This is a genomic window from Sorangium aterium, from assembly GCF_028368935.1.
In the GTDB taxonomy this organism is placed as follows: Bacteria; Myxococcota_A; Polyangia; order Polyangiales; family Polyangiaceae; genus Sorangium; species Sorangium atrum.
In genome coordinates, this window is sequence record NZ_JAQNDK010000001.1 from 716,190 (window position 1) to 738,540 (window position 22,351).

The 22,351-nt window shown below is 69.8% G+C and carries 15 protein-coding genes and 1 pseudogene; 10 read left to right on the forward strand and 6 right to left on the reverse strand.

The features are described 5' to 3' along the window. Nucleotides 1–4 precede the first annotated feature (4 nt). From atpC to POL72_RS02475, 4 genes are all read left to right on the forward strand, one after another. Nucleotides 5–562, forward strand: a complete 558-nt coding sequence (gene atpC, locus POL72_RS02460) for an ATP synthase F1 subunit epsilon (RefSeq protein WP_272093367.1) — start codon at nt 5–7, stop codon at nt 560–562. A 199-nt stretch (nt 563–761) separates the two neighbouring features. Further along, nucleotides 762–2,711, forward strand: coding sequence for a DNA primase (gene dnaG / locus POL72_RS02465; protein WP_272093368.1), 1,950 nt, complete (start codon nt 762–764; stop codon nt 2,709–2,711). Nucleotides 2,712–2,975: 264 nt separating this feature from the next. After that, nucleotides 2,976–4,748 (forward strand): RNA polymerase sigma factor RpoD, encoded by a 1,773-nt coding sequence (gene rpoD / locus POL72_RS02470; RefSeq protein WP_308738119.1) that lies wholly within the window; start codon nt 2,976–2,978, stop codon nt 4,746–4,748. 123 nt (nt 4,749–4,871) lie between these two features. Then, on the forward strand, nt 4,872–5,183 hold the full coding sequence (locus POL72_RS02475) for a hypothetical protein (RefSeq protein ID WP_272093369.1): 312 nt from the start codon (nt 4,872–4,874) through the stop codon (nt 5,181–5,183). A gap of 42 nt (nt 5,184–5,225) precedes the next feature. Here POL72_RS02475 and POL72_RS02480 read toward each other — a convergent pair whose 3' ends face one another. Continuing rightward, entirely contained in the window at nt 5,226–6,008 is a 783-nt protein-coding gene (locus tag POL72_RS02480; protein WP_272093370.1) for a rhomboid family intramembrane serine protease, read from the reverse strand. A gap of 212 nt (nt 6,009–6,220) precedes the next feature. Next, on the reverse strand, nt 6,221–8,869 hold the full coding sequence (gene bamA, locus POL72_RS02485) for an outer membrane protein assembly factor BamA (RefSeq protein ID WP_272093371.1): 2,649 nt from the start codon (nt 8,867–8,869) through the stop codon (nt 6,221–6,223). A 309-nt stretch (nt 8,870–9,178) separates the two neighbouring features. On the opposite strand from bamA, the gene POL72_RS02490 reads away from it, so the two are divergent. The 3 genes from POL72_RS02490 (at nt 9,179) to POL72_RS02500 (ending at nt 14,490) form a co-directional block, all read left to right on the forward strand. Next, nucleotides 9,179–11,581, forward strand: coding sequence for a DNA gyrase/topoisomerase IV subunit A (locus tag POL72_RS02490; RefSeq protein WP_272093372.1), 2,403 nt, complete (start codon nt 9,179–9,181; stop codon nt 11,579–11,581). Nucleotides 11,582–11,583: 2 nt separating this feature from the next. Further along, nucleotides 11,584–13,521 carry a DNA gyrase/topoisomerase IV subunit B gene (locus POL72_RS02495; protein ID WP_272093373.1) on the forward strand — a complete coding sequence of 646 codons (1,938 nt, stop codon included), beginning with the start codon at nt 11,584–11,586 and terminating at the stop codon, nt 13,519–13,521. Nucleotides 13,522–13,914: 393 nt separating this feature from the next. Then, entirely contained in the window at nt 13,915–14,490 is a 576-nt protein-coding gene (locus POL72_RS02500) for a helix-turn-helix domain-containing protein (protein ID WP_272093374.1), read from the forward strand. A gap of 84 nt (nt 14,491–14,574) precedes the next feature. On the opposite strand, the gene POL72_RS02505 is transcribed toward POL72_RS02500, so the two are convergent. Together POL72_RS02505 and POL72_RS02510 are read right to left on the reverse strand one after the other, a co-directional pair. Next, a complete protein-coding gene (locus POL72_RS02505; protein ID WP_272093375.1) occupies nt 14,575–15,393 on the reverse strand; it encodes a carbon-nitrogen hydrolase family protein in 819 nt (272 codons plus the stop codon). Between the two features lie 63 nt (nt 15,394–15,456). After that, complete coding sequence (locus POL72_RS02510; RefSeq protein ID WP_272093376.1) at nt 15,457–16,128, reverse strand: hypothetical protein; 672 nt, start codon at nt 16,126–16,128, stop codon at nt 15,457–15,459. Nucleotides 16,129–16,301: 173 nt separating this feature from the next. Between POL72_RS02510 and POL72_RS02515 the strand changes: the two genes are divergently transcribed. Beyond that, a complete protein-coding gene (locus tag POL72_RS02515; protein WP_272093377.1) occupies nt 16,302–16,787 on the forward strand; it encodes an NUDIX hydrolase in 486 nt (161 codons plus the stop codon). Nucleotides 16,788–16,800: 13 nt separating this feature from the next. Then, a complete protein-coding gene (gene ligA / locus POL72_RS02520; protein WP_272093378.1) occupies nt 16,801–18,825 on the forward strand; it encodes an NAD-dependent DNA ligase LigA in 2,025 nt (674 codons plus the stop codon). Between the two features lie 33 nt (nt 18,826–18,858). Here ligA and POL72_RS02525 read toward each other — a convergent pair whose 3' ends face one another. Then, nucleotides 18,859–19,863: a DUF2804 domain-containing protein gene (locus POL72_RS02525; RefSeq protein WP_272093379.1), complete on the reverse strand. Its 1,005-nt coding sequence runs from the start codon at nt 19,861–19,863 to the stop codon at nt 18,859–18,861. Nucleotides 19,864–20,192: 329 nt separating this feature from the next. Between POL72_RS02525 and pruA the strand changes: the two are divergent. Then, nucleotides 20,193–21,700 (forward strand): annotated as a pseudogene (pruA, locus tag POL72_RS02530) (L-glutamate gamma-semialdehyde dehydrogenase). Nucleotides 21,701–21,740: 40 nt separating this feature from the next. On the opposite strand, the gene POL72_RS02535 reads toward pruA, so the two are convergent. Next, nucleotides 21,741–22,016 carry a hypothetical protein gene (locus POL72_RS02535; protein ID WP_272093380.1) on the reverse strand — a complete coding sequence of 92 codons (276 nt, stop codon included), beginning with the start codon at nt 22,014–22,016 and terminating at the stop codon, nt 21,741–21,743. Between the last annotated feature and the right edge of the window lie 335 nt (nt 22,017–22,351).

Here is a 22,351-nt window from a genome sequence, read left to right on the forward strand (position 1 = left end):
AGCCATGGCCGACACAATCCTCCTCGAGATCGTGACGCCGACCGGCGTCGCGCTGCGCGAGCAGGTCACGGACGTGACCGCGCCGAGCGTCGCCGGCGAGTTCGGTGTGCTCCCGGGTCACCTCCCGCTGCTCGCCGCCCTCCGGACCGGCCTCGTGACCTACCACCAGAACGGCCAGGAGCACCGCCTGGCCGTCCATCACGGCTTCGTCGAGGTCGCCGACGACACCGCGCTGCTCCTCACCGAGCGCTTCGCGGTGAAGGATGACGTCGACGTCGTGAGGGTACGCCTCCGGCTCAAGGAGGTCGACACCGAGCTCGACCACTGGCAAGGCGACCTGACTGATCCGCGCCGCCGGGCGCTCATCGAAGAGGAGCAGTGGCTCGCCACCGAGCTCGAGCTCATCGGCGATCCGCCCCCTCCGATGGTACGCGAAGACACGCGCTTCCTGGCCGAGCACGCCGAGGCGCCGCCTGTTGACGAGATGGTCGAGGCTTCCCAGCCCGACGAGAGCCTCACGGACCACAAGAAGCCCGGCTCTCCGTTTCCCGATCCGAAGTGACGTCTCTGGCGGCTACCGCCTTGCACGTGCGGCCGCCGCACAGGACACTTGTCTCCACACAGGCCGCGAGGGACTGGGGGGTCTCCCGCTTCGCGAGCTGCCCGTACCGCCGAGGCGCTGGCGCGGACGCCGCCACGCCGTCTGAGTCCACCCGTGATGATCTGCGGGCCCCGCACCCACGGAGCCCCCAAGGCAGCCCATGATCTCTCCGGAGACGATCGCGCTCGTGAAAGAGCGCACGGATCTCGTAGCGCTCATCGGCGAAAGCGTGCGCCTCGCCCGCCGAGGGCACTCCTTCACCGGGCTCTGCCCCTTTCACAAGGAGAAGACGCCCAGCTTCCACGTGAGCCCGAACCGCGGGTTCTACCATTGCTTCGGCTGCAAGGAGACCGGCAGCGCCATCGACTTCGTGATGAAGCTCGAAGGCCGGACGTTCGCCGAGGCGGTCCGCGCGCTCGCCGAGCGCGCCGGCATCGAGGTGGCGGAGTCGCTGACCGAGGCCGAGCGGCGCGAGGCGCAGGCGGCGCGCAGGTCGAAGGACGACCTTTACGCCGTCAACCACCTCGCCGCGACGTTCTTCGAGCACAGCCTCCGCGGGGGGCCGGGCACCGCTCCTCACCCGCTCGCGCGCTACGCTCACGAGGAGCTCCAGCGGCGCGGCCTGCCCCTCCGCGACGGCGATGGAGCCGTTGATCCGATCGCCGACGCCCTCCAGGCGTTCCGGATCGGCTACGCCCCGTTCGGCTGGGACGGGCTCTCCACGTACCTGCGACAGCAAGGCGTCTCTCCGGTCCTCGCGGAGCGCGTCGGGCTCCTCGTGCCGCGCTCATCGGGGAGCGGACACTACGACCGCTTCCGCCACCGGCTCATGTTCGCGGTCACCGACGTGATGGGCCGGGTGATCGCGTTCAGCGGACGCGCGCTGCCCGATCCCAGCCCTTCCGAGCTCTCGTCGCTCGGCCTCACGGGCCCTGCGCCGCAGGCCGACGGCGCGCCGGCCAAGTACATCAACAGCCCCGAGTCACCCATCTACACGAAGGGAGAGCACCTCTTCGGGCTGCACCAGGCGCGCCAGTCGATCCGCCAGCGCGGCGAGGCGATCCTCGTGGAGGGCAACTTCGACGTCGTCGCGCTCCACGCGCGCGGCATCGGCCAGGCGATCGCTCCGCTCGGGACCGCCTTCACGCCCGGACAGGCGAAGCTCATCAAGCGCTTCGCGCCCGCGGTCATCCTGCTGTTCGACGGCGACGCGGCCGGCAAGAAGGCCACGCGCGCGGCGCGCGCCCCGTGCCGCGAGGCGGGGCTGAGCGCGCGCGTCGCCGTGCTGCCTTCCGGCGTCGATCCGGACGACCTCGCGCGCAAGCACGGCCCGGAGGCGATCGCGCGCATCGTCAAGGCGGCGCGCGGCCTGCTCGAGCACCTCATCGACGAGGCGCTCGACGGCGACACCTTCGGAGGCTCGTCGCTGCCCGAGCAGCTCGCCCGCGTGCGCGCCGTGACCGCGCTGCTCGCCGACGAAGACGACCCGAACCTCAGGATGATGGCGAAGCTCTACGCCGATCGCCTCTCCTCGAAGCTCGTGATCGGCGGCCGCTCACCGGACGACCTCCGGCAGCTGGAGCGCGTCGTCGAGGAGTCCCTCTCCCGCCCGCGGAACCAGCCAACCCGCGAGGTGATCCCGTCCGGACAGACAACCGAGACGTGGGAGCGCGCGCGATCACGCGCTCAAATCCAGGAGGTAAGCCTGGAGATCCTGGGCGCGATCCTCGATTTCCCTGAGCTTCTGGCCGACGACGATCTCCAGACAGCGCTGGAGTGCCTCGAAGGCGATGTCGCCCTGGCGATTGTCGCGGCGCGTCAAAATTTCACTTTTGAAATGGGTCTTGCCGCCAGCGAATTTCTTGCGCAAGTCCCGGCTCCGATCCATTCATTCGCGGCTGGACGGCTGGTCTCGCCTGTCTTCGAAGCGGCCTCAACGGCCAAGGCGACGCTCTTGGAGAATTCACAAAAGTTGAGCAGACAAGCCCTGGCGCGCCAAAAAGCAGCCGTCGTGAGCCAGCTCCAGAAGAGCGCGGTCGACGCTGATGCTGAAAACGCTTTGCTGCGTGAGCTATTCCAGCGAAGAGCGGGGGGTCTCGGTCTTCCTTGATGCGTTCCGGGTCGCCTCGCCGTGGCGGCCCGACGTGCGTGATCCCTAGAGTTTATCGGAGTCATTGGGTGTCTTGTCGGTCGCGGCGAGCTGGTCGCCGTAAGTGGAGCATGAGGTAATGGCGAGCAAGGCCAAGCAATCTTCCGGTCGGGCAGGCGGGGTCGCGAGGGCGGCGGGGGGCGGCGCGCTGAACGGCGCGCGGCACGCATCGACACGCGGGCACGCCGAGGGGGGGCGCGCCCTAGCAACAAAGGAGACGCGGGCATCCGGGCCGAGCGGTCGGAGAAGGACCGGAAGACGCTCGAAAAGCTCGTCGAAACCGGCAAGAGCAAAGGCTTTCTCACCTATGACGAGGTGAACGACGCGCTGCCCGCGGACGTCGCGCCCGATCAGCTCGACGACGTGGTGGGCGCCCTCGGCGACGAGGACATCGAGATCGTCGACGGCGCGACCCAGGTGAAGATCGCGCCGAAGCGCATCGCGGACGAGGAGGCGGGCGAGAAGAAGCTCGTCGTCACGCCCGACCGCGAGGAAGAGGACGTCGACTACTACTCGAAGTCGAACGACCCCGTCCGGATGTATCTCCGGAAGATGGGCAGCGTCTCGCTGCTCACCCGCGAGGGCGAGGTCGAGATCGCGAAGCGGATCGAGATCGGCGAGCAGAAGGTCAACGCCGCCATCCTCGACTCCCCCATCGCCGTCCGCGAGATCATCGATCTCGGAGAGAAGCTCCGGAAGCACAAGATCCGGGTGAAGGAGCTCATCAAGGACGCCGAGAACGACGACCAGGAGTTCGACGAGGAGGAGGCCGACCGGCGCATCATCCGCCTCATCGACAAGGTGAAGCGCGTCGACAAGAAGAAGGCGGAGCTCCTGGAGGAGCGCAAAGAAGTGAAGACGGAGGTCCGCCGCAAGCAGATCGACGTCGAGGTGACGCAGGCGACAGCCGAGCTCGTGACGACGCTCGAGGAGATGCGCCTCAACAAGCGGACGATCGACAAGATCGTCCAGAAGCTGAAGAGCCTGATCTCGAAGGTCGAGAAAGCGGAGGCGGGGGCGACGGAGCTGGAGCGGCGCACCGGGCTCTCGAAGGGCGAGCTCAAGCGCGAGCTCATCAAGGTGAAGGGCAACCGCGCCCTCGAGGGGCGGCTCGCCAAGAAGCTCAACGTCCAGCGCGAGGAGCTCAACGACTTCGAGTCGACCATCAAGAACGCCCAGAAGGGCCTGAAGAAGGTCGAGGAAGAGCTCAACATCGACGTCGCGGCGATCCGCGATACCTACGAGAACATCCGCGAGGGGGAGCGGATGGCGGAGCGCGCCAAGGCGGAGCTGGTCGAGGCCAACCTCCGCCTCGTGGTCTCCATCGCGAAGAAGTACACGAACCGCGGCCTCCAGTTCCTGGACCTCATCCAGGAAGGGAACATCGGCCTCATGAAGGCCGTCGACAAGTTCGAGTACAAGCGCGGCTACAAGTTCTCGACGTACGCGACGTGGTGGATCCGGCAGGCGATCACCCGCGCGATCGCGGACCAGGCGCGGACGATCCGCATCCCGGTCCACATGATCGAGACGATCAACAAGCTGATCCGCACCTCGCGCTACCTCGTGCAGGAGTACGGCCGCGAGCCGACCCCCGAGGAGATCGCCGAGAAGATGGAGCTCCCGCTCGACAAGGTCCGTAAGGTCCTGAAGATCGCGAAGGAGCCGATCTCGCTCGAGACCCCCATCGGCGAGGAAGAGGACTCGCACCTTGGTGACTTCATCGAGGACAAGAGCGTGATCTCGCCCGCGGAGGCCGTGATCAACATGAACCTCGCGGAGCAGACCCGTAAGGTCCTGAAGACGCTGACGCCGCGCGAGGAGAAGGTGCTCCGGATGCGCTTCGGCATCGGCGAGAAGAGCGATCACACGCTCGAAGAGGTCGGTCAGGACTTCGAGGTCACCCGCGAGCGCATCCGGCAGATCGAGGCGAAGGCGCTCCGCAAGCTCCGGCACCCCAGCCGCTCGAAGCAGCTCAAGAGCTTCATCGACAGCTAGTCCGTGGGCTGGCCTGCTCGCCAACCGAAGACAGCTCTCCCGCGCAGGCTGCGCTGCTGGCCTCGCGCTGGCCAATCACTCGCTCGCGCGGGCAGGCGCTCGCCTGGCGCGCTGCGCGCCGCCGTGACCCTCCTCGTGCTCGCGGGCGCGGTCCTCGGCGGCTGCCGCAAGACGATATCTGAAGAAGACTGCCGCGCGATCGGCGAGGGCATGCGGACCGCATGGGCAGCGGAGGCAAAGCGGGTGGGGTCCACCGCTCCAGGGGGCCCGGGGAAAGCCTCCGTGGTGATCGACAGCGAGGGCGAGAGGCTCTCGTCGGAGTGGACATCCGACTGCAAGCGGGAGCTCGTCGGGAGCAAGGTAGACCCTGGCGAGCTCGGCTGCCTTACCCGCGCGAAGACGCTCGAAGAGCTCCGCCGGTGCGCCACGCCCTGAACACCGGGGAGCGTGGCCGGGGCGGGGCGCTCCGTGACCCGTTCAGTTGAGATAGCGCTTGTCCTTCGGGGGGTCCTTCTGGCCGCCGGGGATGACCCGCAGCGGGACGCCCCCGGAGCGGCCGCGCGCCGCAGGGACACGGCGGAGCGCGGCGGACTGCGCCTGCAGCTGACGGAAGCGCATCCGTAGATAGAAGCGGCGCAGCGGGGAGAAGTCGCCGAAGAGGTAACCCGCGAGCATGCCGCCGAACGGCGTGATCAGCCCCTCGGGGGGCGCGCGCATGGCGATGACGTTGAGCACCGAGATCCCGAAGATGAAGACGAGCAGCATGGTGCCCGTCACGGGGAGGACGAAGAAGAGGCGGACCGTGGCATGTCGGTGCGCGAGCGCCCACGCGACCGCGACCGCCTCGATCATCCCGAGCCCACCGTAGAACACGGGCCGCGCCATCTTCGGGAGGAGCGCGCCCACCGCCACCTGGAGCGCGAACGCGAAGGCGGCGGAGCCGAACAGGAACGCCAGCGTGCGCCTGGCTCCCCAGCGCTCTTCGAGCGAGGGACCGAGGAAATACAGGCCGAGCAGCGTCGTGACGAAGTGCCAGGGATCGCTCGGGTTGTGGACGAGCGGCGCGGTGAGCAGCCGCCACACCTGACCGTGGAGCACCTTCTCGCTGATGCCGAGGAACGGCTCGAGCACGCCTTCGCCGGCGCCCCCCCAGTTCAGGCCCAGGGTGAACATCACCCAGATACAGCCGATCGCGATCATCATCCCCAGCAGGGCCCTGCCTGGCTTGGGGAACCCCATCGAGCTGTGCTCCGGGCGCATGGATCTCCACCTAACAGCGGCGCCCCCGACGAGCAACCGCTGCCCCCCGGACTCCACGGCGATCCGCCCCGCGCCGATCGCCCTCCAGCGGCCGCGACGCCGCTGCGCGCCATCCAGGACGCTCTGGGGTAGGGTCCGCCCGACCGCGCACCAGCCCCCCGGCAACCTCCCGGGGGGCGCGCACGTCCCTGCTGCGCCCGCTGGCTAGCCGCTCAGAAGAAGTTGCCGATATTGAACTCGAACTTGTACGTCTCTTCGTAGGGCAGCCGCTTGAACGGGAAGCCCCACTCGAAGCGCAGCGGTCCGAGCGGGGAGAACCACCGGAGCCCGAATCCCCACGAGGTGCGGACGTCGAGGAGGCGCTCGGCCGAGAAGCACGGATTCGTGACGTCGTGCGGCGATGCGGGGGCGGCGTTGCAGTAGAGCTTCTCGAGGTTCCAGGCGTTGCCCAGATCCGTGAAGACGACACCCTTGATCTGCACGGCCTCGAGGATCGGGAACTCCAGCTCGAGGTTCTGGTAGTACATCAGGTTGCCGCCGATGTTCGCGCCGTTCGCGATAGGCAGCGAGTTCGGATCGAGCGACTCGCGGAGCGGAAGGCGCGGGCCGATGTCCCGGATCTCGAAGCCGCGCACATCGAGGATGCCGCCCAGGAAGAAGCGGGCGAAGATCGGCACGCCCTGCGGGTTGGGGCTCGTCACCATGCCGGCCTCGGTGTTCAGCTTGAGGACCAGGCTGTCGGTGATCGGGTAGTAGAACCGCCCCGTGGCGCGGTACCGCAGGAACTCGTTCTCGCTGCCGAACGCGCTGTGGGCGAGCTCCACCGAGCCCTGCAGGTAAATGCCCGAGGTCGGGAAGAGCTGGTTGTTGCGCGTGTCGAAGGTGAGCGCAGGGCGGATGCTCGACGTGAGCCCGGCGTTGAAGAGGTTGTAGAGCGGGAGCCGCTGGAACGAGGCTCGCTCCTCTGCCGTGCCGAGGCCGGTATTCGTGGCCGACGAGATCTCGTCGTTCTCCAGCGTGTAGGTCAGCTGCGCGCGCAGCTCCGGCTCGATGAGCGGGTAGCCGAGCGTGAGCGAGCCGCCGGTGGAGGTCTGCGAGAACTCCGTGTAGGTCCGCAGCTGGTTGTAGACGCTCACCGCCGCGGAGAACGGGCTATCGAACAGGTACGGCTCGAAGAAGCGGACGTCGACGAGGCGCCGCGAGCCGGAGATCTGCGCCTGGAGCGACAGCGACTGGCCGCTCCCGAGCAGGTTCGCCTGCTGGACCTGCGCCGTCGCGATGAAGTTCTCGACGCTCGAGAAGCCCGCGCCGATCTGGAAGGTGCCCGTCGGCTTCTCGCCGATGTCGACGTTGACGTTGATGTGCTGGGGGTCGTCGCCCTGCTCGGTGGAGATGTCGACCCGCTCGAAGTAGCCGAGCGCCGTGATGCGCTGCTTCGAGCGCTCCAGCTTCGTCTCGCTGAACAGCTGCCGCTCCTCCACCTCCATCTCGCGGCGGATCACCTTGTCCCGCGTCTTCGTGTTGCCGCGGATCTCGATGCGCCCGAAGTAGACGAGCTGGTTTCTTCGGATGCCGACGGTGATGTCGACCTCGCGCCTGTCCGGGTCGAGCTGGGTGTCGGGCGCCGCCTCGACGTTGGCGTAGCCGGCGTCCCGGTAGAGCGTCTGGATCGCGCCGATATCCTTCGCCAGCTCGGCGCGGTTGAACCAGTCGCCCGGCTTGGCCCGCACCATCTCGCGCAGCGCGCGGCGCCCGCCGAGCGGCTCGATCTCGCGGCCGTCGGCGTCGCGCTCGTAGACGCGGAGCGAGCGGATGCGGAAGCGCGGCCCCTCGTTGATCGTGATCGTGACCTCGATGCCCGTGCGGTCGGGCGTGAGCATCACCCGGGGCGTCGCGACCTGCACCGCGAGGAAGCCACGATCGTAGTAGAGCGCGTTGATCACGAGGACGTCGCGCTCGAACGCGTCCTGGCGGAACGGACCGCCGGTGCCGAAGGCGAAGAAGCCCCCCTGCCCCGTGATCATGACCTCCCGGAGCTCCTCGTCCGAGATGTTGTGGTTGCCGATGAACGTGATGCGCCGGACGGTGACCGGCGAGTGCTCCTTGATCGTGAACTTGAGGGTGACCTGGTTCTCTCGCTCCGGTTTGACCTCGTAGCTGACCTCGGCGAGGAAGAAGCCCTCCTCGGCGTACTTGTCGCGGAGCTTCTGCACGCCGCGCCGGATCGCCGCGTAGCTCAGGATCGTGCCGGTCTTGATCTCGACCGAGAGCGCCTCGGTGAGATCCTCGCTGTCGATCTCCTTGTTGCCGGAGAACTCGATCGCCTTGATGCTCGGGCGCTCGCGGACCAGCACCCTCAGGCTCACGCCGTCGTCGCGGCGGGTGAGGTCGACCTCGACGTCGTCGAACAGGCCGGAGTCCCAGAGCTCGCGCACGTCGCGCGCCAGCCCCTCGGGGGTGAACGGCCTGCCGACCCGCGTCTGCCCCAGGTAGACGAGCACGTCCTCGGTCGAGACACGCCGGTTGCCAGCGATGGCGACCTGAACGACCGGCTGCCCCCGAGCGAGCTCGGCCTCCGTGGGCGCCAGGTGGATCGTCGACTCGACGGCGTCGGCGGCGACCTGCGCAGGTGTACCGGCGCCGGGCTGGGCTCCCACGGCCGCGTCGGCCGGCGCGGACGGCTGCGCAGCGCTGGCCGGGGCGGGGGGCGGCGCGGCGCCGCCCCGAGGCGGCTGCGCGCCAGGAGCGCCTCCTGGCACCTGGGCTGCCGCGAGCCGGGGCCGTATCGCCGCCACTGCAACGAACACCAGGAAGAGGCCGAGCCAGACGAGCCGCAGCCTGCGGCCGAGAAGGCGAAGCATGGGACGGGTGCCTGTCGCGTACAAGGCGCCACCCCGTAGCCCAGCGCGCCGTGAGTCTCAAGGGCGGACGCCGAAATCAAGGCGCGGTCGTCAGGTCGCGCTCCGCTGCTCTGTGTTCGGGTCGATCTCGCGGCCGTCTGACGCTATGCCAGGGTCCGCACGAGCGCAGGCGAGCACTCGCCGCCAGAAATTCCCGCGAGGCAGCCTTGACCGAGCGCGAGCCCCTGGGTAATTGCCGAGGCTCGCTAGCGTTCACCTGAACATCGGAGCACCTGTTCGTCGGTGCCCGCGCACTCCCTGGAGCATCGCGTGTCTCGAACCCCCTCCCTTCCGTCCGACGGTGACGCGTCCCGCAAGGGCCGCCGTGGCGGCCGGCCCGGTGACAGCGAGCCGCCGCCGCCCCCGGCGCCCGACACCTCGCTCGCCGAAGAGGCGCAGCGCCGGTACCTGAACTATGCGCTCAGCGTCATCACGTCGCGCGCGCTGCCCGATGTCCGCGACGGGTTGAAGCCGGTGCAGCGCCGCATCCTCTACGCGATGCTGCACGACCTGCACCTCGGTCCGGACGCGAAGTACCGGAAGAGCGCCGCGGTCGTCGGTGACGTGATGGGCAAGTACCACCCGCACGGCGACGTCGCGATCTACGACGCGATGGTCCGGCTCGCGCAGGACTTCGTGATGCGGGCGCCGCTCATCGCCGGCCACGGGAACTTCGGCTCCGTGGACGGCGATGCGCCCGCCGCGATGCGTTACACCGAGGCGAAGCTCCGGCCCCTCGCGCTGGAGCTTCTCAGCGAGCTCGGCCAGCGCACCGTGGATTTTCGTCCCAACTACGACGGGACCCGCTTCGAGCCGATCGTCCTCCCGTCGCGCTTCCCCAACCTCCTCGTGAACGGCTCGCAGGGGATCGCGGTCGGGATGGCGACGAGCATCCCGCCGCACAACCTGGGCGAGGTGATCGACGCGTGCGTCGCGCTGATCGAGAACCGCGAGCTCACCACGCACCGGCTGCTGTCGTACGTGAAGGGGCCGGATTTCCCGACCGGAGGTCAGCTGCACGCGACGAAGAAGGAGCTCGAGGCCGTCTACACGGCCGGCCAGGGCTCGCTGAAGCTCCGCGGCGAGTGGCAGCTGGAAGAGGGCGACGGCAAGCGCGGCGCCGCTCCGCAGATCGTGATCACCTCCATCCCGTACGGCGTCGAGCGGAAGGCCATCGTCGAGAAGATCGCCGAGGTGATCCTCTCCAAGAAGCTGCCGACGCTCGTGGACGTGCGCGACGAGTCGACCGGCGAGGTGCGCATCGTGATGGAGCTCAAGCGCGGCGCCGACGCGCAGCTCGTGATGGCGTACCTCTACAAACAGACGCCGCTCGCGATCAACGTGCAGGTGAACCTCACCTGCCTCGTGCCCACCGACAGCGCGGAGATCGCCGCGCCGCGGCGGCTCGGCCTGCACGAGATCCTGACGAAGTTCCTCGACTTCCGCTACGCGACGGTGACGCGGCGGCTCGAGTTCGAGCTCGGCGAGCTGAGGCGGCGGATCACGATCCTCGAGGGGTTCGAGAAGATCTTCGACGCGCTCGACGAGGTGATCCGGATCATCCGCAAGAGCGAGGGCAAGGCCGACGCGGCCGAGAAGCTGATGAAGCGCTTCACCCTCAACGAGGAGCAGACGGACGCGATCCTCGAGCTCAAGCTCTACAGGCTGGCGCGGCTCGAGATCCTGCTCGTGCAGAAGGATCTCGGCGAGAAGCGCGCCGAGGCCAAGCGGATCGAAGGGCTGCTCCGGAGCGACGCGAAGCGCTGGGGCATCGTCCGCGACGAGCTCGTCGAGATCAAGGGATCCTACGGCGAGAAGCGCCGCACGAAGGTGGTCGGCTCGATCGACGAGCCCGAGTACCAGGCCGAGGACTTCATCGTGGCCGAGGACGCGAACGTGATCCTCTCGGCGCAGGGCTGGGTGAAGCGGGTCCGCGAGGTGAAGGATCTCGCCTCGACGCGCATCCGCGAGGGAGACAGCGTCCTCGCGGTCGTCGCCGGCTCGACGCGGTCGACGGTCGCGTTCTTCTCGAACCTCGGCGCGTGCTACGTGTGCCGCATCCACGACGTGCCGCAGTCGACCGGTTACGGCGATCCCGTGCAGAAGCTGTTCAAGCTGGCCGACGGCGAGCGGCTGATCGCGCAGATGTCCTTCGATCCGAGGGCGCTCGACGTCCCGGCGCAGACCCCGGACTCCGCCGAGCCAGAGCCGCCCTTCGCGCTGGCGATCACCCGAGGAGGCCTCGGCTTCAGGTTCTCGCTGCGGCCGCACCGCGATCCGTCGACGCGCTCCGGGCGCCGCTTCGCCAAGCTGAACGAGGGCGACGAGGTGCTCTTCGTCCATGCGGTGGACGGCGCCGACCGGGTGCTCTGCGCGTCGAGCGACGCCTGGGCGCTCAGCGTGGCCGTGGAGGAGCTCGCGCTGCTCTCGGGCCCGGGCAAGGGCTCGGTCGTGATGCGGGTCGCCGAGGGGGAGCGCCTGGTCGGCGCCGCGCTCGCCCTCGGGCCGAACGACGCGATCACGGTCGAGACGGAGAAGGGCAAGACGCTCGAGATCGCCGCGAGCAGAATCGCCGGCCAGCGCGGCACGCAGGGCGAGCCGGTCGCACGACGCGACCGCTTCGTCCGCGTGGTGCCGCCGGCCGTCGTCGTACCGACGCTGGAGGTGAGCTGAACATGGCCGCCACGAATCCCCCGGTCCGCGCCGCTTCGGGCGCACGTTACACGGCCGCTGACATCGAGGTGCTCGAGGGGCTGGAGCCCGTCCGCAAGCGCCCCGCCATGTACATCGGCGGCACGGACGTCAGGGGCTACCACCACCTGCTCTGGGAGATCGTCGACAACGCCGTCGACGAGGCCATCAACGGGCACGCGAAGCGGATCGAGGTGACGCTCGACGCCGATCTGCAGGGCGCCACCGTGACCGACGACGGGCGCGGCTTCCCCGTGGACATCCATCCCAGGTACAAGCGCCCCGCGCTCGAGCTCATCCTCTGCACGCTGCACGCGGGCGGGAAGTTCGGGAGCGACAACTACAAGGTCTCAGGTGGGCTCCACGGCGTCGGCTCGAGCGTCGTCAACGCGCTCTCCGAGCTCGTCGAGGTCCGGGTGCTGCGCGACGGCTTCGAGCACCAGCAGACGTTCTCGCGCGGCGCGCCGACCAGCAAGCTCAAGAAGGGCGCGCCCACCCGCAAGCACGGCACGAGCGTCCATTTCCGACCCGATCCGGAGATCTTCGGGCAGGGCCGGCGCTTCGATCCCGAGACCATCCGCGAGCGCCTGGAGGCCAAGGCGTACCTCCATGGAGGGCTCGAGATCGCGTTCCGCGATCTCTCGTCCGGAGAGTCGATCGAGCTCCTCCACCCGAACGGCATCGCGGACTTCTTGCCGAAGCTGATCGCCCAGCGCGGCAAGGCGGTGACGCACCCGACCATCTTCTACGTCGCGCGCGAGGGCGAGATCCGCCTGGAGGCCGCGCTCCAGTGGACCGAGTCGACCGACGAGTACGTGAAGTCGTACGTCAACGGCATCCCCACGCACGCGGGCGGGGCGCACGAGTCCGGCTTCGGCGCCGCGATCGTGAAGGCGGTCCGCGCGTTCATGGACGCGAAGAAGGTCCAGCCGAAGGGGGTGACGCTGACGGCCGACGACATCCGCGAGGGGATCGTGGGTGTCCTGTCCATCTACATCCAGGACCCGCAGTTCCAGGGGCAGACGAAGGATCGACTCAACAACGCGGAGGCTGGGCCGGCGGTCGAGGGCATGGTCCGGCCGGCGCTCGAGCAGTGGATGCTCCACAACGGCACGGCCGGCGAGTCGATCGTGGCCCGCGCGATCCTGGCGGCGCGCGCCAGGGAGGCGCGACGCGAGGCGACCCAGCAGGTCCTGCGCAAGACGCCGGTGTCGCACCGGCTCAACCTGCCGGGGAAGCTCGCCGATTGCGCCTCGACCGATCCGAGCGAGAGCGAGCTCTTCATCGTCGAGGGCGACAGCGCCGGTGGCTCGGCCAAGCAGGGCCGCGATCGCCGGACCCAGGCGATCCTCCCGCTCCGGGGCAAGGTGCTCAACGCGGAGCAGGCCTCGACATCGAAGGTGCTCGGCAACAAGGAGCTCCAGGACATCGTGAGCGCGCTGGGCTGCGGCTTTGGAAAGGACTTCGATGCCTCCAAGTTGCGTTATGGAAGGATTTTTCTACTCATGGACGCCGACAGCGACGGCCAGCACATCGCGACGCTGCTGCTGACGTTCTTCTACCGGCACCTGCCCGGCCTGCTCCGCGGCGGGCACGTGTTCCTCGCGCAGCCGCCGCTCTACAGGATCGATGTCGCCAAGGAGACGCACTGGGCGCTCGACGATGCGGAGCGCGACCGGGTCCTCGCGAAGCTCCCCAAGACGGCCAAGGCGGATATCTCGCGGTTCAAGGGGCTCGGCGAGATGCCCGCGGAGGACCTCAAGGCGACCACGCTCGACATCCGACGCCGGCGCGCGCTGCGCGTCGTGATCGAGGGAGAGATCGAGACCGATCGCATCCTGAACGAGCTGATGGGCAAGGACGCCCAGGCGCGCTTCCGCTTCATCATGGAGCGCGCGCCGAACGCCGAGATCGACGTCTGACATCGATCCTTCGTTCGAGAGGTCGCGGAGACTCCGCGCCTCGCGCGGACGTCGTTGGATGCGGGAGCGCGCTCCCGCATTCATTTCCAATGACCGTCATGAGCTCGCCGCGAGGATGTCGCGCTGCAGGCGACCGCCACGGCGCGCACGTCGTGAAGACACAATGTGCCAACCGCGGGTGATCTCTGGCGCCTGTGCCACGTGAACGGCAGGCCACACCCCGTCGGACGTCGCGAGCAGGTTGCCGGGCAATCGCGGCATTTTGTGCTGCTGAATGCCGAACCGCGTGAGCCGAGAGCGCTGCGTCAGCTTGCGGCCTGCTGGTTGCAATACGTCGCGCCGGTGGCCGCGATGACCGCGAGACACCGCCCTTACACCGCTGGAGAGGTACTCGTGACGACTGCGCTTCCCATCTCGACTCCGATCGCACCCTCCTCGTCCCACAGCATGCCGGCCGCATGTTCCCTGTCGGTTCCGAGCGGCGCGCCTGCCGTTCGGCCGGCGTCGCTCCCCACGCCTGGCGTCGCTGCGCCGAGCCTCAGCGCGCAGCCGCCGCGCGAGCGCGCTGCAGCGACCGGCGCCTCGCGATCCTCGCCACCACTGCGCTCCGCAGCCCCGCTCCCGCGCAGTACCTCGGAGCGGATCCTGCTCGGCCGCGACCGCATCCGCAGCGCCGCGGAAGCAGGCCAGAGGATCCGTTCCTACGAGGTCGCGCTGGACCTCGATCTGTCCGAGTTTCACTTCGCACGGCTCTTCCGCGCCGCCTTCGGGTCATCGCCCCACGTCTATTACGATGAGGTGCGTGCGGAGCGCGCGCGAGCGCTCCTGCATGAGGGGCTAACCGAGGGAGAGGTCGCCCGCCGCATCGGCTTCCGCAGGCCTGCAGAGCTCCGCGCCCTCCTGTCCAAGCGCGGCAGCACGCCGCCCTCGGCCGAAGAGGCGGAGCCGAGCGACGCCTCTGCCGAGTGAGCAGACGGCAGAGATCGGCCATAGGAAGCGCCGGCACGCGACCTCCGGTGCGAGGACAAAGTGCTTACCCCCATGACATGACGATCAGAGCCTCCGGTGCGTGAGCGAAGGTAGGTTCGCCCTGACGCGATCGAGGTAGGAGGGGTCGAGCATCGCCATCGCGATCCCCTCCCCTTCCGAGGCCTGCGCGATCACCTCACCCCACGGATCGATGACGCACGATTTCCCGAACGTCGCCCGCCCGCCTGGATGCTTGCCCCACTGCGCCGCGGCCACCACGTACGCCTGAGCCTCGATGGCCCGGGCGCGGAGCAAGACCAGCCAGTGGTCCTTGCCGGTGAGCAGGGTGAACGCCGCAGGGACGGCGATCGCCTCTGCGCCCGCGGACGAGAGCGCGCGGTAGAGCTCCGGAAACCGGACGTCGTAGCAGATCGAGAGCCCGAGCTTCACGCCGTCGATCTCGGTGACGACGGGGCGCTCCCCGGCGGTCGTCGACGCCGACTCGCGGTATTTCGTTCCGTCGGCAATCTCGACGTCGAAGAGGTGTATCTTCCGGTAGCGCGCGGTGAGCCGGCCGTCGGGCCCGAAGACCGCGCAGGTGTTGTACGGCCGCGCCGGATCGTGCGCGCGCTCAGGGAAGCCGCCGGCCACGATGGTCACCCGGGCGGAGCGCGCCGCGTCGGCGAGACGACGCGCGATCGGACCGCCACCGGCGTCGAGGTCCTCCGCGATGTTGCGCTTCCCCTCCTCGTTGCCCATGTACGCGAAGTTCTCGGGCAGCACGACCGTCGTCGCCCCACGGCGCGCCGCCTCCACGACGAGCACCTCGACCCGCGCCAGGTTCTCGCTCGCGTTCTCCTGGCTGGAGAGCTGAAGGGCCGCCCAGATCACCGGTTTCTCCATGCGGCAAGCCTACCGCATGGGGAACCGGCGCGGACCACGCGCCGGAGCGGAGCGGAGGGCTCATCAGATTCCTGGATCTCCGGACGCTCCCGCAGCCCCGCCGGTGCCAGCGCCGTCTGCCCCGCCGGCGCCAGCGCCACCTACCCCGCCGACACCCGCGGCCCCGCCGGCGCCAGCACCACCTGCCCCGCCGGCGCCCGCGGCTCCACCGCCGCCGTCCACCTCGTCGGGCGCAGCGCACTCGAGCGGCGCGCCCGAGTAGGCGCACCTGGCGCCGCACGCGGCGCACACACAGGCGAGCACCCGCTGGAACATCCGGTGAGCGGCGCCCGCATCGTCCGGGAACACGCACGCCGTCTGGCAGGCTTTGTTGTGGCCGCACCCCTTGAGGCACAGGCTGATCGGCCTGCACTCAGGCTCCCCGTCGCACGCCGCGAGCTCCGCCTCGCAGCGCCCACCGCGGGACGCATGCTCGTTGAAGCAATCGCCGCAGCGCCCGGCCTCGCCGCCATAGGCCGCGAGGCACTCGCAGACATTCGCGGGCCCCTCGTCGGCGCCCATATCGGGCGGCGCTCCCCCCGAGGCGCCTGCGCTGGTGGAGCTGCCCGCCTGAGGGCGCGGCGGCGGGGGCCGCTCGTCGGAGCAGCTCGGGAGCGACGCGAGCGCGAGCGCCGCCCCGAAGGCCATCACGCCGTAGCGGACAGCGCAGCCGTACAACCCGACAGGAGCGCGCATCGCCCTCCGCACGATCGCCATGATGGGGACGAGCGTAGCCTGCCTCTCTCCCGCGACCGAGCCTGAGCCGCACGGCTCATGGACGTCCGCAGGATCCGCCGAGGCCGCACGGAACCCTCTCCCGGCGGCGCCCGATCGCTCCTATGCTTTCCCCGCACGTCACAAAAATTCTCATGGAAATCGCTCCCCTGTCGCTGTTGCCGCGCTCCGTGCTCGCCCTCGCCAAGGAGGTCGCCCGCGCGCTGCTCCGGCGACCTGTCGTCGGGATCGCCGCCGCCGCTCAGACCGCCGACGGCCGGTGGCTGCTCGTTCGCCGCAGCGACACCGGAACCTGGGCGCTCCCGGGAGGCACCCTGGAATGGGGAGAGACGCTCCGCGACAGCATCGTGCGGGAGCTCGCCGAGGAGGCCGGCGTCACCGAGGTCGAGCTCGGGCGGGTCGTGGGCGTGTACTCGCGGCCTGATCGCGACGTCCGCTTCCACGCCGTGACGGTCGTCGTCACCGCCCGGATCGCCGCGCCGACGCGCCCCCCGCAAAACCCGCTCGAGATCCGCGAGGCAAGGCTGTTCCGGGAAGACGAGCTCCCGTCCGAGCTCGCGATGGACATGGGGGATCTCTTCGCCGCCGCCCGGCGCGCCGGCGACACGGAGCTCGAGTGAGCCGAGGCAAGCGATGACGCAGGCACACCACGACGACGCCGGAGCGCGCGACGCGCTTCAGGGCGGGCTCGCGACGGATCCGAAGCACAAGGCGAGGATCGAGGAGCTCGCCGAGCGCGTCGAGAAATACAGGGCGAGCTACTACGCGGGGCGCCCCGAGATCTCGGACGCGGCGTTCGACGCCCTTGAGGACGAGCTCCGCGCCCTCGATCCGGCGCACCCGGTGCTCGCCCGGGTCGGCTCGGCCTCGCTGATCACCGAGTGGGAGAAGGCGCGGCACGAGATCCCGATGGGCTCGCTCAACAAGGTCGTCTCCGAGGACGAGCTCCTGGGCTGGGTCGCCCGGTGCGACGAGATCCTCGTGAAGGACGGGCACGGCGGCACGGGCGCGGCGCCGCCGGCGCCGGGATCCATCTCGAGCGTCGCGGGTGACCTCTTCGTGGCGGAGAAGCTCGACGGCATCTCCATCGAGGTCATCTACAAGGGCGGCAAGCTCGTCGACGCCATCACCCGCGGCGACGGCGACTGGGGCGAGCGGATCACCGCGAACGTCGCGCGGATGAAGGGGATCCCCTCGCGGATCCGGGAGAAGGGCCGGCTGTCCGTGCGCGGAGAGATCATCCTTCGCCTCTCGGACATGAAGCGCCACTTCCCCGGCGTCACCAGCCCGCGCAACATGGCCGCGGGCGCGGCCAAGCGGTTCGACGGCCAGGGGGCGGAGCACTGCACCGTGCTCTTCTACGATGTCGCCGATCACCTCGAGATCCCGACGTGCCGGGCGCGCTTCGCCTGGCTGCGCGAGCTCGGCTTCGCGACGCCGCAGACCGCGTACGGCAGCGTCGATGACGTCGTGAAGCTCTACCGGCGCTACTCGAGCGAGCTCCGCGCAGGCCTCGACTACGAGATCGACGGGCTCGTCGTCTATGTGGACTCGCTCCACGTCCAGGGCCTGCTCGGCGACGTCAACCGCCGGCCGCGCGGCGCGGTCGCCTTCAAATTCGCGTCGCCCGCCAAGGTGACGACGGTCGTGGCGATCCAGTGGGACACCGGGCCGAGCGGCCGGGTCACCCCGGTGGCGATCGTCGAGCCGGTGGAGCTCGCCGGCGCGAACGTCCGGCGCGCTTCCCTGCACAACTCGGCCAACGTGCGGAGCCTCGGCATCGGGGTGGGCGACGAGGTGCTGGTCTCGCGCCGCAACGACGTCATCCCGTACGTCGAGGAGGTCGTCGAGAAGCGCGGCCCCGTCGCCGTCCCTCCATCGGCCTGCCCGGTTTGCAGCGCGCCGCTCGTCGTCGAGGGAGAGTACCTCCTCTGCCGGAACGCCGCGTGCCGCGCCCTCATCGAGGGGCGCATCCACAACTGGATCGACGCCATCGGCGCGCTGGAGTGGGGCGACAAGCTGATCGAGCAGGTGGTGGCCGCGGGCCTCGTGCGAGAGCCGCTCGACCTCTACAAGCTCACGGTCAAGAGCATCGCCGACCTCGATCGGCGCGGCGAGAAGAGCGCAACGAAGTGCCTGGAGCAGCTGAAGAGCCGCCTCCCGCTCGCGCTGCCGGTGTTCCTCGCGGCGCTCGGCATCGAGGGGTTCGCGATCCAGACCGCGCGGCTGCTCGTGTCGGCGGGGTACACGACGATCGAGAAGCTGCTCGCCGCCGGCGAGGACGAGCTCGCCAGCATCCCGGGCCTCGGCGCGATCAAGGCCGCGAGCATCATTCGAGGGCTGCGCGCCCGCAGCGACGAGATCGCGCGGCTGCTCGCCGCCGGCATCGTGCCCGTCGCGCCCGAGGCCGAGGGCCCGCTCGCCGGACTGACGTTCTGCTTCACCGGCGCGGGCGCGCGCCCCCGCGGCGAGCTCACCCACCTCGTCGAGTCGAACGGCGGCCGGGTGCTGAACAGCGTCACGAAGGAGCTCAACTACCTCGTCATCGCCGACGTGGCATCCACGTCGAGCAAGGCGGTGAAGGCGCGCAAGTACGGCACGAAGCTCATCACCGAGGACGATCTGGACAGGCTCATCGCCGAGCGCCGCGGCGGCTGACCGAGGTGAGCCGCCGGCTCGATCCGTCGACCCCTACCAGGTGATGTCCTGGTCCTCCGTGACGCCAAGGACGTCGCGGAGCTCGAGGAGCCGCCCGTCCGGGAGGCGGATCGTGCCCGAATAGAGGCCGATCGGCTGCATGAACTCCGACGCGAGCAAGCCGAGGTTCGTGTGGTTCGAGTGCGCCGCGCCGGGGGCGAAGCGTAGATCCACGGCGCCGTCCGCGGTCCGGACGCGCCACGGGTCGAGCGGCCGCGCCGCGTCGAAGGTGAACCGGCCTTCGGCGAGCGGGATGAGCTCACCGTCGATCCAGATCGCGCACTCGGCGTCGCCGACGAAGCCTTCGCCCAGGTTCAGGCCGACGCGCTCGCCGCTCTCCGCGCGCCCCAGCGCGAGGGCCCAGCGCCAGGTCGTGCGGCGCCGCAGGAGGCCGCCCGTGTAGTCGTAGCTGGCGATCGCTCCGTCGAGGGAGATACGGCGACCGAGCACCGACGCCTCGCCTTCGACGCCGAGGAGCAGGCGCTTCTCGCTGGTGATCAGGACGCCATCCGAGGCCTGCGCGATCGCCGAGAGCGCCGGCGGGGCCCCGCGACCGTCGAGCCGCGCCTCGAGCTCGATGCCGCGCAGCGCGGCGGTCACCGCGGTCATCGCGTCCCTGCGCGGCCGCTCGATCCGCACGCGCGCGTGGGGGAGCCACACGCGCGCGGAGCAGCCTTCGCCGCTCGCCTCGCCCACGCTCGCCGCGAAGGGCGGCCCGAACGCCGCGCGATCCACGAGCAGCCGCCGGCCGGCCTTGTCGAAGACGACGCTGAACGCGATCGAGAGGTAGCCGAGCTGCACGACCGCGACGGCGACGAACACCTCGTCGGACGCGATCGCCACGTAGACCCATCGCTTGTGCTTGAGCAGCCGATCGAGCCAGCGCGGCGCGAGGAGCGCCGGGTCGACGCGGGGGAGATCGCCCCGGTACGACCCGACGCGCGCCGCTCCCGTGATCGGGTCGAGGATCGCATCGGGCGGCGTGATGAGCTCGCGCATCGGACGAGAGTAGCGGCGACGTCGTCGTTGCCCAAGGCGAGGGACGCCGGAAACCTGACATCGTTAGAATCGCGTGAATCGCGTGAATCGCGTGATTGCGCCGAGCGCTCTCCGCCGTGGCCATCTGGCTCACGCCGCGGCGGAGAGCAGCGGCGCCGGAGCCTGCGCGCCCTCGGCTCCCCCGCTAGACTCGCGTCATGATCGACGCCATCGCCACGCCCCCGAGCCCTCTGAACGAGCCCGTCCTCACGTACGCGCCTGGCAGCCCGGAACGCGCGGCCCTCAAGGCGGAGCTCGACCGCCGGGCGCGGGAGACGATCGAGATCCCGATGGTCATCGACGGCGAAGCGATCCGGACTGGAGCGCTCGACGAGGTCCGCGCGCCGCACCGGCGCGACCTCCTCCTCGCCCGGGCTCACCAAGGTGGCGCCGAGCACGTCGCGCGCGCGATCGAGGCCGCCCGACGGGCGCACCCCGCCTGGTCGAGGACGCCGTGGACCGAGCGCGCCGCCGTGTTCCTCAAGGCGGCCGAGCTGCTCGCGACCCGGTACCGCCCCACGCTCAACGCGGCGACGATGCTCGGGCAGAGCAAGACGGCGTACCAGGCCGAGATCGACTCGGCCTGCGAGCTCATCGACTTCTTCCGCTACAACGTCCACTTCGCCCACCGGATCGCGGCGGAGCAGCCGGCGAGCGCGCCCGGCGTCTGGAACCTCGCGGAGCCTCGCCCGCTGGAGGGCTTCGTCTTCGCGGCGACGCCGTTCAACTTCACCGCGATCGCGGGCAACCTGTGCGCGGCCCCGGCGCTGATGGGCAACACCGTGGTCTGGAAGCCGTCCGCGAACGCGCTGTACTCCGCGCACTTCGTGATGGAGCTGCTGATCGAGGCGGGCCTCCCGCGCGGCGTCATCAACCTCGTCATGGGCCCGCCCGAGCTGGTCTCGAACGCGTGCCTCGATCATCCGGACTTCGCCGGCATCCACTTCACCGGCTCGACCGCGGTCTTCCAGTCGATCTGGCGCCGCATCGGGGAGAACATCGGGCGCTACCGCAGCTACCCGCGGATCGTGGGCGAGACCGGCGGGAAGGACTTCGTCTTCGCGCACGCGAGCGCCGACGTCGACGCGCTCGCCGTGGCGCTCGTCCGGGGCGCCTACGAATTCCAGGGGCAGAAGTGCTCGGCCGCGTCGCGCGCGTACATCCCCCGCTCGCTCTGGCCGGCCCTCAAGGACCGGCTCGTGGGCCACATCCGGGCGATCCGCGTCGGGGACGTCGCCGACTTCCGCAACTTCATGGGCGCGGTGATCGACGAGCGAGCGCACGCGCGGCTCACGGGGCGGATCGCCGCGGCGAAGGCGGACGCGGCGTGCTCGATCGTGTGCGGCGGCGGCGCGCGCGCGCACGACGGGAGCGACGGCTGGTTCCTCGAGCCGACGCTGATCGAGACCACGGATCCGCCCACCCGCTGATGGCGGAGGAGCTGTTCGGGCCGGTGCTCACGGTCTGGGTCTACCCCGACGGCGAGGAGCACAGGGCGCTCGCGCTCTGCGACGAGACGTCGCCGTATGGCCTGACCGGCGCCGTGTTCGCGCGGGATCGGGCGTTCATCGAGGCGGCGAGCGACGCGCTCCGCTTCGCCGCGGGCAATTTCTACATCAACGACAAGCCGACCGGCGCCGTCGTCGGACAGCAGCCGTTCGGCGGCGCGCGCGCCTCCGGCACGAACGACAAGGCAGGCAGCCTGTTCAACCTGCTCCGCTGGGTCTCCCCCCGGGTCGTGAAGGAGACGTTCTCCCCGCCGCGCGCGGTCGCCTATCCGTTCATGGCGGCCGAGTAGGAAGCGCGCCGCGCGCCGACGAGGCGGCGGGCCTCGTCGATCAATCCTCCGGCGAATAGTCGCAGACGCCACCCGCGAGGTCGGCGCAGGACCGGTCCTCCTCCTCGTAACACTCGGCCGTGCGCTCGATGGCCGTGGCATAGGACGCGCGGTCGGACAGCTCGAGGCACAGCGCGACGCACGTGTCCTTTCCAGGGCTGTCGGTCTGGCACTCGGCGTTCTTCGTGCAGACGACGTCGCACGCGTCGATGTCGGGCGAGCAGCCAGGGATGGGAGCGAAGAGCAGCAGGGCCAAGACGAGCGCGTGACGGGGCATAACGAAAGCTCCGACGGCCATCGGAGCACGCGGCCGAGCCGGCGGCGAGAGGCGAGCAGAGGGCGGCCGCGGGGCGCCGGCTCGCCCCTGCCCCGGATCCCTCCTGGAAGTGCGCGCCGCCGGAGGCGAATCGAGCCGGTGAGCCCACCCGCGAACTTCGTGTTCCGCCCGAGTCGTTAAGCGCACCAGCGAAGATGGGGGTCTCTTCTCAGGAGTCATGCCCGGAGTCATTGCCATCCGACTCGCCAGCCACCGAGCTCTACAGGGCGATCCGACCTCGACCATTCGGTTGTGGAGCAGCACCCGACCATTACGTATGCTCCAGATCTCCGCCC

What these genes read in the sequence shown, in the direction of transcription:
- atpC (WP_272093367.1), top strand. Translation starts at nt 5, where the DNA reads ATGGCCGACACAATCCTCCTCGAGATCGTGACGCCGACCGGCGTCGCG.
- dnaG (WP_272093368.1), top strand. Translation starts at nt 762, where the DNA reads ATGATCTCTCCGGAGACGATCGCGCTCGTGAAAGAGCGCACGGATCTC.
- POL72_RS02480 (WP_272093370.1), bottom strand. Translation starts at nt 6,008, where the DNA reads ATGCGCCCGGAGCACAGCTCGATGGGGTTCCCCAAGCCAGGCAGGGCC.
- bamA (WP_272093371.1), bottom strand. Translation starts at nt 8,869, where the DNA reads ATGCTTCGCCTTCTCGGCCGCAGGCTGCGGCTCGTCTGGCTCGGCCTC.
- POL72_RS02495 (WP_272093373.1), top strand. Translation starts at nt 11,584, where the DNA reads ATGGCCGCCACGAATCCCCCGGTCCGCGCCGCTTCGGGCGCACGTTAC.
- POL72_RS02505 (WP_272093375.1), bottom strand. Translation starts at nt 15,393, where the DNA reads ATGGAGAAACCGGTGATCTGGGCGGCCCTTCAGCTCTCCAGCCAGGAG.
- POL72_RS02510 (WP_272093376.1), bottom strand. Translation starts at nt 16,128, where the DNA reads ATGCGCGCTCCTGTCGGGTTGTACGGCTGCGCTGTCCGCTACGGCGTG.
- POL72_RS02515 (WP_272093377.1), top strand. Translation starts at nt 16,302, where the DNA reads ATGGAAATCGCTCCCCTGTCGCTGTTGCCGCGCTCCGTGCTCGCCCTC.
- ligA (WP_272093378.1), top strand. Translation starts at nt 16,801, where the DNA reads ATGACGCAGGCACACCACGACGACGCCGGAGCGCGCGACGCGCTTCAG.
- POL72_RS02525 (WP_272093379.1), bottom strand. Translation starts at nt 19,863, where the DNA reads ATGCGCGAGCTCATCACGCCGCCCGATGCGATCCTCGACCCGATCACG.
- POL72_RS02535 (WP_272093380.1), bottom strand. Translation starts at nt 22,016, where the DNA reads ATGCCCCGTCACGCGCTCGTCTTGGCCCTGCTGCTCTTCGCTCCCATC.